Genomic DNA, 9910 nt, shown 5'->3' on the forward strand with positions numbered 1-9910 from the left:
ACTTTCATACTGACAACGGAATAGAGGTTTTCTTCGTTGTGGAAAATGGTATGAAGAACTTGCGCTTTTATAAATCTTTTTTCTTCCTCAAACAAATCCATTGCATGTTGATTTCCCATATTTCCTCTCCTTTCCGAGTTCTTTTCACTTTAATGAGCAGTACATCCCCCACCTCTTTCACAATCTTTAGATGAGGGGTAACTGCGCATTAAACTATAATTTCACTTTATTCAGCTTCTTGCTCTAATAAACGAATACCATTACCAGCTAAAAAGTGGTCTGCTTGAATTTCAGTCGCTTTCTTAAATAAAGTAAGAGCTTTCTCGTTATTCTCCTCGAATACGTACGCAACACCTAAATTATAATACGCATCTGCATGCTCTTCATCCATTTCTAACACCTTTTCAAAATAAGGTTTTGCCTCTTGAATATGTTCTAGTCGTGCGAAGCAAAGTCCGCATTGGAAAACAGCTTCTACATCGCCTTCATCTAATTCCGTCGCTCTTTGTAAAAATGGAAGTGCAAGACGATCATTTCCAAGTTGCACATGTGTGATACCTAACATAAATGTTACRTCAGCTGATTGTAATCCCRCTTGCATCGCTTGTTCAAATACAGCCTTCGCCTCTGCAAATTGCTCTTGACCGTAATATACGTTGCCTAATCCATAATAAGCAGCCGCAGATTTACCATCTAATTCTAATGCACGTTTATAAAATAAAATTGCTCGCTCACTATCACCTAATACATCTAATAAATTCGCAAAGTTAATGTATCCAAGCGCATCTTTCGGGTTTTCYTCGATTGCTTCTGTGAAATTTTCAGCTGCTTCTTCCCAGTTTCCTTCTTGCATATATTTAATACCTGTTTCAAGTTTGTTTGACATATCCTTCACCTCTACAACAAATTATAACAAAGAATGTATTTTCCAAGCGAACRAAAATTCGCTTTATGTAAAAGAAACCTCTAACCGCTAATCGGCAGAGGCTTCTCGTGTTATCCTAAATAATCTAATTTCTTACCACTATGATATACTTCATCAATTGTAGCGCCGCCTAAGCACTCATCTCCATCATAGAAAACAACTGCTTGGCCTGGCGTAATCGCACGAATTGGCTCATCACAAAGAATACGAACTGTATTTTCATCAACGATTTGAACCGTTACTTTATTGTCTGCTTGACGATAACGGAATTTCGCTGTACACGTAAATTCTTTTTCCTTCGCTTTATTACTTACCCAGCCTACATTCGTAGCAATAACTTCATCACCATATAGAAGTTCGTTATGGWATCCTTGATCAACATATAAAATGTTTTCTTTCAAGTTTTTTCCCACAGCAAACCACGGATCACCATTACCACCAATACCAAGGCCATGACGTTGTCCAATTGTATAATACATTAAACCATCATGTTTCCCTTTCACTTCACCAGATAATGTTTGCATCACACCTGGTTGCGCCGGTAAATAGTTACTTAAGAAATCTTTAAAGTTACGCTCACCGATGAAGCAAATACCAGTACTATCTTTCTTCGCCGCTGTCGCTAAACCAGCTTCTGTCGCCATTTCGCGAATTTGTGGTTTCTTTAATTCACCTAATGGGAACATTGTTTTTGATAGTTGCTCTTGGCTTAATTGATTTAAGAAATATGTTTGATCTTTATTGTCATCAACGCCGCGAAGCATTTTATATTCGCCGTCCATATAAGCAACGCGTGCATAATGACCTGTTGCTACATAATCAGCACCAAGTGCAATTGCATGCTCTAAAAATGCTTTAAATTTAATTTCTTTGTTACACATTACATCTGGGTTTGGTGTACGACCAGCTCGGTACTCATCTAAAAAGTACGTGAATACTTTATCCCAGTATTGTTTTTCAAAGTTTACTGCATAATACGGAATGCCGATTTGGTTACACACTTCAATTACATCATTGTAATCTTCTGTTGCTGTGCAGACACCATTTGCATCTGTATCATCCCAGTTTTTCATAAAAATTCCGATTACATCATAACCCTGCTCTTTTAATAAAAGAGCTGCTACAGATGAATCGACGCCACCGGACATCCCGATGACAACGCGTGTTTCTTGAGGTAGTTTGTTCATCATGTCACCTCCCATGCTAATTTTGTGTTAATCGCTTCACGATTTTCACTGTTTCGTACGCCGCTTTTTCAATTTGCTCTTTCGTATTTCCAARTCCGAAACTAAAGCGTACGGATGAACGTATTTGATCGGAGTCTTTTCCGAACATCGCCACTAATACATGTGATGGATCAATCGAACCAGCTGTACAAGCAGAACCACTTGATACTGCAATACCAGCTAAGTCTAGGTTTACAAGAAACGGTTCAATATTCATTCCTGTAAAACTTATATTAAACACATGTGGTAAGCGATATTCCAAGTCTCCGTTTACCTCGAAATGAATGTCCTCATTTTTGAAGACAGATACCATTATATCTTTAAACTCTTCATATTGGGCATTTTTTTGCTCACGAGTTTTTTCAGCTAGCGAAACTGCATGTTGAAGTCCAACAATACTAGGTATATTTTCAGTACCAGCACGACGTTTTCTTTCTTGCTCTCCGCCTATTAATAACGGTTCAAATTTCACATTTGCACCAGCATATAGGAACCCTACACCTTTTGGGCCGTTAATTTTGTGAGCGGAAATCGATAATAAATCAATACCAAACTCTTTCACATCTATTTCTATTAAACCGTAAGCTTGTACAGCATCTGTGTGGAAATAAGCTTGATGCTCTTTTAACAACTTTCCTATTTCCACAATTGGTTGTATTGTCCCTACTTCATTATTCCCGAACATAATAGATACAAGAATCGTCTCTTCCGTTAGTGCCTTTTGTATGTCAGAAACTTGAACACGCCCTGTTTCATCAACAGGTAAATACGTCACTTCAAATCCTTCACGCTCTAACAATTCACACGTATGCAAAATCGCATGATGTTCAATTTGCGTTGTAATAACGTGGTTACCTTTATGACGATTCGCACGCGCTACACCTATAAGTGCTAAATTATCAGCTTCTGTACCACCGCTCGTGAATATAATTTCATTTGGACTCGCGTGAATGCTACGTGCACACACACGCCTCGCCTCATCTACCGCATGGCGCGTTTGACGCCCATAAAAGTGAATACTAGACGGGTTTCCAAATGTTTCTGTCATATATGGAATCATCTTTTCGACCACTTCTGGGTGAGTCGGAGATGTCGCAGCATGATCTAAGTAAATGCGTTCCATTAAATCTCCTTCTTTCCAAATCGTTTCACAAGGAATTAAATGTAAAACATATAGCCCCCGTGATTTTCTTCCTCATAACGTACTAAATCTTCTAAAGTTGTACTATCTAATACTTCTTGCACCGCATCACGAACACGCATCCATAATTGRCGTTGTGCTGGTTCTTCTTCTTCTATCATTTCTACAACACTAATTGGACCCTCTAGTACACGGATTACATCTCCAGCTGTAATGTTGACTGGCTGATCAGATAATACATATCCACCATATGCACCACGCGTACTCTTTACAAGACGAGCGTTACGAAGTGGTGAAATTAATTGCTCTAAGTAATGCTCAGATAGATCATGTGCCTGTGCAATTGATTTTAATGAAATTGGGCCTTCACCAAACTTTTTTGCAAGGTCGATCATAATTGTTAAGCCGTAGCGGCCTTTCGTTGAAATCTTCATCTATTTGCACCTCATTTCAAATTTTCACTTCTATTGGTTATATCTTATTTATCCCGCTATTTGCAGGCAGTAAAACTCCCACCTCAAAATTCGGCTGGAGCAAAGAAGTTAGGTGGGGGATGAACAAAACCCCCACTGATTAAAGTTTCACTTTATAAAAGAACACAATTTAAAATCCTATGAAATTATAGCATAATATAGTATTATAAGAAATTTCAACTTGTGTATCAAAATGATAACATAAAATCACATTGAAAAACTCGGAAATTATTACAATTGAAAGAAAAATAGGAATTTTCATATTCATCCCCCCCACAAAACAGCATCCTATTTCAAATTTCATCAAAAAAAATGATACGATAGAATGAGATTATACATTAAGGGAGAGGGTCAAATGAAACAACCACTCGCACATCGAATGCGCCCTACAAATATTCAAGAAATTATCGGACAACAGCATTTAGTTGGTGAAGGTAAGATTTTATGGCGAATGGTCCAAGCAAATCATTTTCAATCAATGATTTTATACGGTCCTCCAGGCACAGGAAAAACATCAATCGCCAGCGCAATTGCAGGAAGTACTGGAACCCTGTTTCGCCTCTTAAACGCTGTTACTCATAATAAAAAAGATATGGAAGTTGTCGTACAAGAAGCGAAAATGCATCGGCACCTCGTTTTAATTTTGGATGAAGTTCATAGGCTAGATAAAGCGAAGCAAGACTTTCTATTACCCCATTTAGAAAGCGGACTTCTTACTTTAATTGGTGCAACGACAAGCAATCCGTTCCATGCTATTAATTCTGCTATTCGAAGTCGTTGTCAAATCTTCGAATTACACGCATTAACAGAAGATGATATTTTAATTGGCTTAAAACGAGCGCTTGAAGATAAAGAAAAAGGGCTTGGGGAATATGATGTAACTGTTACGGATGAAGCATTACATCACTTTGCAAATGCGTCAGGCGGAGATATGCGCTCAGCTTATAATGCACTTGAACTAGCTGTTTTATCTAGCTTTACAACTGACGACAAAGCCGCGGAAATTACACTTGAAATCGCAGAAGAATGCTTACAGAAAAAGAGTTTCGTTCACGACAAAGGTGGCGATGCTCACTATGACGTTTTATCTGCTTTTCAAAAATCAGTACGCGGAAGTGATGTGAACGCCGCACTTCATTATTTAGCACGTCTTATTGAAGCTGGTGACTTACAAAGCATCGGTAGACGTCTGCTTATTATGGCATATGAAGATATCGGACTTGCTAGCCCACAAGCTGGACAACGTACACTTGCAGCGATTGAATCAGCTGAACGGGTCGGCTTCCCAGAGGCACGCATACCACTTGCAAATGCTGTTATTGAACTTTGTCTATCACCGAAATCAAACTCGGCCTATAAAGCACTCGATGCCGCACTACACGATTTACGTAATGGCCAAACAGGCGATATTCCAAGTCATTTAAAAGATAGTCATTATAAAGGAGCCGAATCGTTAGGAAGAGGCATCGGATACTTATATCCACACGATCACCCAAACGGTTGGGTACAACAACAATACTTACCTGATAAAATTAAAAACAAGCAATATTATAAACCGAAAACGACAGGAAAATTTGAACAAGCACTTTCTACTGTTTATGAAAGATTACAAAGTTCGCATAAAACGAAGAATAAAGGGTAATATAAGCGAAAACGTCACCATTACGGAGGGTTCGCTTATGAAAACACGTCAAGATGCATGGACAAAAGAAGACGATCTCCTTTTAGCAGAAACTGTTTTACGACATATTCGCAGCGGAAGTACACAAATAAAAGCATTCGATGAAGTTGGTGATACATTAAACCGAACTTCAGCAGCTTGTGGCTTTAGATGGAATGCTGAAGTAAGACCATATTATGAAGATGCGGTGCAAATCGCAAAAAAACAACGTAAAGAATTAAAGCGTTCGGAAGCTAAAATAGAAAAAGAGCAGTTCACACAAACTCGGCAGCTCGTAATCGATGCCGAGTTTTCAGAAGATATTGTCCCAAATAAACAGGATCTTACAATGCAAAATGTCATCTCATTTTTGCAAAACTTGGAGCACAATAACCCTTCACTCGCAAAGTTACAAACTGAAAATGACGTATTACAAGATCAGCTCACTTCCCTGCAAAAAATGAATAATGAACTTGAAGCAAAATTAGCTGTTCTCACAAAAAAACAACAAGCAATCGAAGAAGATTATGCAATGCTTGTTAGAATTATGGATCGTGCTCGAAAACTTGTTTCAGTCGAAGAACAAGAAGAGCAAATTGCTCCGATTTTCAAAACCGATCAAAATGGAAATTTAGATATTATATATTCTGCAGAAAACTAAAAACAGGGATGCCACTTTTTCAACTAAGTGACATCCCTGTTTATTTTCCCTTAGTGAAAAAGCACCACAGTAAATGAAATTATATTAACGATCCGGCATCGACATTTCTTTAAAACATACAAAAAGCATATATCCTAAACGATATATGCTTCCTTTTTATTCTTGCCCTACACGCTTGACTTCTACGTTTTTAATACGCTCACGTACAACGTGACTTGCCATAATTAAACCAGCCACAGATGGCACGAACGCATTTGAAGAAGGTGGTAATTTCGCTTTACGAATTTTTGCATTTTCGTCTGGTACGATTTCTTTACGTACTTCTTCACGAATTACGATTGGGTTTTCGTCAGAGAAGACAACTTTTACACCTTTTTTAATACCATCTTTACGAAGCTTCGTACGAATTACTTTCGCAATTGGATCTGTATGTGTTTTAGAAATGTCCGCAATACGGAAACGAGTTGGGTCCATTTTATTTGCCGCACCCATACATGAGATAATTTTGATTTTACGACGTAAACATTGTTTAATTAAATGAATTTTGAACGTAATCGTATCAGATGCATCTACTACGAAATCTAAACCGTGTTTAAAGAACTCTTCATATGTTTCATCTGTATAAAACATCTCTAGTCCAATTACTTCACACTCTGGATTAATATCTGCAATACGCTCTTTCATTAATTCTACTTTTGAACGTCCTACAGTAGATACTAACGCGTGAATTTGACGGTTTACGTTTGTAATATCTACAACATCTTTGTCAACTAATACGAGACGTCCTACGCCAGAACGTGCTAACGCTTCTGCCGAAAATGATCCTACGCCGCCAATACCTAAAATACCGACTGTACTATTTTTTAATATTTCAAGGCCTTCTTTTCCAAAGGCTAATTCATTACGTGAAAATTGATGTAACATTCAGCTCTACACTCCTATTACAAAAATGGTCTACCATGTATTCTAGCGTTTTTCCGACTATTTGTATAGAAAAAGTTATAGAATCCTTAAAAATACATATTTTAAAAATGAAAACATAGTGTAAACCGGGCTTTTACTTCTTCCTAAATGCAAGTTTAAAAAGGAGGATTCAGATGGCCGAGCAGATCGAGGCACTCATGCTAGGAGGAGCACAGTGTAGCCTTACTACTCGAGCACCGGACGAGCATAAGCAACGATGAGATGCGACGGTTATCTGAACCGGACTTTTTAAACAACCTCTTCAATATACGTTTAAAAAGGWGGATTTAGAGAACCGAGCAGATCGAGGCACTTATGCTAGGAGGAGCACAGTGTAGCTTTACTACTCGAGCACCGGACTAGCATAAGCAACGATGAGATGCGACGGTTATCTGAATCTTACTTTTTAAACAACCTCTATAAAAAAAGCCTAGATGGGGTTAGTATAACCATCTAGACTCTATTCTTACTTCTCTTCTTTCAAGCTCAATTTTAAGCTTAGCTCTTCAAGCTGAGCTTCTGCAACTGGGCTTGGCGCTTCTGTTAATAAGCAGCTTGCGCTTGCTGTTTTCGGGAATGCAATTGTATCACGAAGGTTCGTACGACCTGCAAGTAACATAACAAGACGGTCTAAACCTAATGCGATTCCGCCGTGTGGTGGTGTACCGTATTCGAATGCTTCTAATAAGAATCCGAATTGTTCTTGTGCTTCTTCTTGTGAGAATCCAAGTGCYTTGAACATTTTTTCTTGTACGTCACGCTCGTAAATACGAAGTGATCCACCACCAAGCTCATAACCGTTTAATACAAGGTCATATGCTTGTGCACGTGCTTTTTCTGGTGCTKTTTCTAATAACTCAACGTCTTCACGGAATGGCATTGTGAATGGGTGGTGAGCTGCGAAGTAACGATCTGCATCCTCATCGTACTCAAGAAGTGGCCAATCAGTTACCCATAGGAAGTTAAATTTACTTTCGTCAATTAACTCAAGTTCTTTACCTAGACGTAAACGAAGTGCACCTAAGCTATCTGCAACAACACTTTTCTTATCTGCTACGAATAGTAATAAGTCACCAGCATCCGCTTCTAATGTACTCATTAACACGTTTGCCTCTTCTTCACCGAAGAATTTCGCAATCGGTCCTTTTAAGCCGTCTTCTTCAACTTTAAGCCAAGCTAGACCTTTTGCACCGTATACTTTGGCGAATTCAGTTAATGCATCGATGTCTTTACGAGAGTATTTGCTCGCTGCACCTTTTGCGTTAATCGCTTTTACTTGTCCGCCGTTTTCTACAGCACTTGTAAATACTTTAAATCCACAGCCTAMTGCAAATTCAGATAGGTCTTTTAGTTCCATTTCAAAGCGTGTATCCGGCTTATCAGAACCAAAGCGGGCCATTGCATCAGCATATTTCATACGAGGGAATGGTGCACTAACTTCTACACCTTTTGCATCCTTCATGACTTTCGTCATCATACGCTCCATCATTTCTAAAATTTCATCTTGTGTTAAGAATGATGCCTCGATATCAATTTGCGTGAATTCCGGTTGACGGTCCGCACGTAAATCTTCGTCACGGAAACAACGTGCTACTTGATAGTAACGCTCAAATCCACCGACCATAAGAAGCTGTTTAAATAGCTGCGGAGATTGAGGTAATGCATAAAATTCACCATCATGCACACGGCTTGGTACTAAATAGTCGCGAGCTCCTTCTGGCGTGCTCTTCGTTAAAATTGGTGTTTCAACTTCTAAGAATTCTTCTGTATCTAAGAAGTTACGAATTGTTTTCGTTACGTCATGACGCATTTTGAATGTGTTGAACATTGCAGGACGACGTAAGTCTAAGTAACGATATTTTAAACGCACATCTTCTGATGCATCTGTATCATCAGCAATAATGATTGGCGTTGTTTTCGCTGCGTTTAATACATTTACTTTCGATGCTTGTACTTCAATACGACCAGTTGCCATATTATCATTAATTGCGCCTTCACCACGTTCAACAACTGTACCTTCTACGTGTAATACGTATTCGCTACGAATCGTTTCTGCTACTTCTAACGCTTCTTTTGATGTTTCTGGATTAAATACAACTTGTACGATACCTGTACGGTCACGTAAGTCGATAAAGATTAATCCACCTAAATCACGGCGTTTTTGTACCCAACCTTTTAATTGAACTGTTTGTCCAACCGCTTCTACTGTTACTTTTCCGCATGCATGTGTTCTTTCAGCCACTTTAAGTTCCCCCTATATTAATTTCTCTGCTACATATGAAGCAAATACATCTAACGCTACTTCTTCTTGTCCGCCTGTTGCCATATCTTTTAAGTTAATGATGCCTTTATCTAGCTCATCTTCCCCTAATACAGCTACGTATTTCGCATTTAAACGATCTGCAGATTTAAATTGTGCTTTCATTTTGCGATCTAAATAATCTTTTTCAACTGATAATCCAGCTTTACGAAGATCGAACGCAACTTTTGCAGCACGGTCTTTCGCTTTTTCACCAAGTGCTACAACGTAACAATCAATACTATGTTCAATTGGTAACTCAATATTTTCAGCCTTCAGCGCCATAATTAAACGCTCAATACTCATCGCAAAACCGATACCTGGCATTTCCGGTCCACCGATTTCTTGTACAAGTCCGTTATAACGGCCACCGCCACTTAATGTTGTGATAGCACCGAAACCTTCTGCCTCACTCATAATTTCAAAAACAGTGTGTTGGTAGTAGTCTAAACCACGTACTAAATTCGGATCTTTCTCAAATGGAACATCCATCATCGTTAGTAGTTCTTGTACTTTGTCGTAGTATACTGCTGAATCTTCGTTTAAGTATTCTGTAATAGAT

General features: G+C 38.6%; 9 protein-coding genes. 2 read left to right on the plus strand and 7 right to left on the minus strand.

Features of this window, described 5'->3' with window-relative positions; genetic code table 11:
- Positions 1–226 precede the first annotated feature (226 nt).
- The 4 genes from AC1DJR_RS08975 to cymR all read right to left on the minus strand — a co-directional run bounded on the left by AC1DJR_RS08975 (position 227) and on the right by cymR (position 3726).
- Complete coding sequence (locus tag AC1DJR_RS08975) at positions 227–886, minus strand: tetratricopeptide repeat protein (protein WP_477002425.1); 660 nt, start codon at positions 884–886, stop codon at positions 227–229.
- A 110-nt stretch (positions 887–996) separates the two neighbouring features.
- The gene (gene mnmA, locus AC1DJR_RS08980) at positions 997–2112 is read right to left on the minus strand and encodes a tRNA 2-thiouridine(34) synthase MnmA (protein ID WP_477002426.1); all 1116 of its coding nucleotides are present in this window, start codon (positions 2110–2112) and stop codon (positions 997–999) included.
- A gap of 16 nt (positions 2113–2128) precedes the next feature.
- A complete protein-coding gene (locus AC1DJR_RS08985) occupies positions 2129–3274 on the minus strand; it encodes a cysteine desulfurase family protein (protein WP_477002427.1) in 1146 nt (381 codons plus the stop codon).
- Positions 3275–3309: 35 nt separating this feature from the next.
- Positions 3310–3726, minus strand: a complete 417-nt coding sequence (gene cymR / locus AC1DJR_RS08990) for a cysteine metabolism transcriptional regulator CymR (protein ID WP_000704117.1) — start codon at positions 3724–3726, stop codon at positions 3310–3312.
- Between the two features lie 394 nt (positions 3727–4120).
- On the opposite strand from cymR, the gene AC1DJR_RS08995 reads away from it, so the two are divergent.
- Together AC1DJR_RS08995 and AC1DJR_RS09000 are read left to right on the plus strand one after the other, a co-directional pair.
- Positions 4121–5407 (plus strand): replication-associated recombination protein A, encoded by a 1287-nt coding sequence (locus tag AC1DJR_RS08995; protein WP_002067244.1) that lies wholly within the window; start codon positions 4121–4123, stop codon positions 5405–5407.
- A gap of 37 nt (positions 5408–5444) precedes the next feature.
- The gene (locus AC1DJR_RS09000) at positions 5445–6086 is read left to right on the plus strand and encodes an RsfA family transcriptional regulator (RefSeq protein WP_002034101.1); all 642 of its coding nucleotides are present in this window, start codon (positions 5445–5447) and stop codon (positions 6084–6086) included.
- 156 nt (positions 6087–6242) lie between these two features.
- On the opposite strand, the gene AC1DJR_RS09005 is transcribed toward AC1DJR_RS09000, so the two are convergent.
- The 3 genes from AC1DJR_RS09005 to AC1DJR_RS09015 form a co-directional block, all read right to left on the minus strand.
- Positions 6243–7010 (minus strand): tRNA threonylcarbamoyladenosine dehydratase, encoded by a 768-nt coding sequence (locus AC1DJR_RS09005; RefSeq protein WP_000903181.1) that lies wholly within the window; start codon positions 7008–7010, stop codon positions 6243–6245.
- Between the two features lie 505 nt (positions 7011–7515).
- On the minus strand, positions 7516–9291 hold the full coding sequence (gene aspS / locus AC1DJR_RS09010; protein ID WP_477002428.1) for an aspartate--tRNA ligase: 1776 nt from the start codon (positions 9289–9291) through the stop codon (positions 7516–7518).
- A gap of 12 nt (positions 9292–9303) precedes the next feature.
- On the minus strand, positions 9304–9910 hold a 607-nt coding region (locus AC1DJR_RS09015; RefSeq protein WP_477002429.1), incomplete at its 5' end, for a histidine--tRNA ligase.

The sequence above is a fragment of the Bacillus sp. 05T31 genome, from assembly GCF_056396725.1.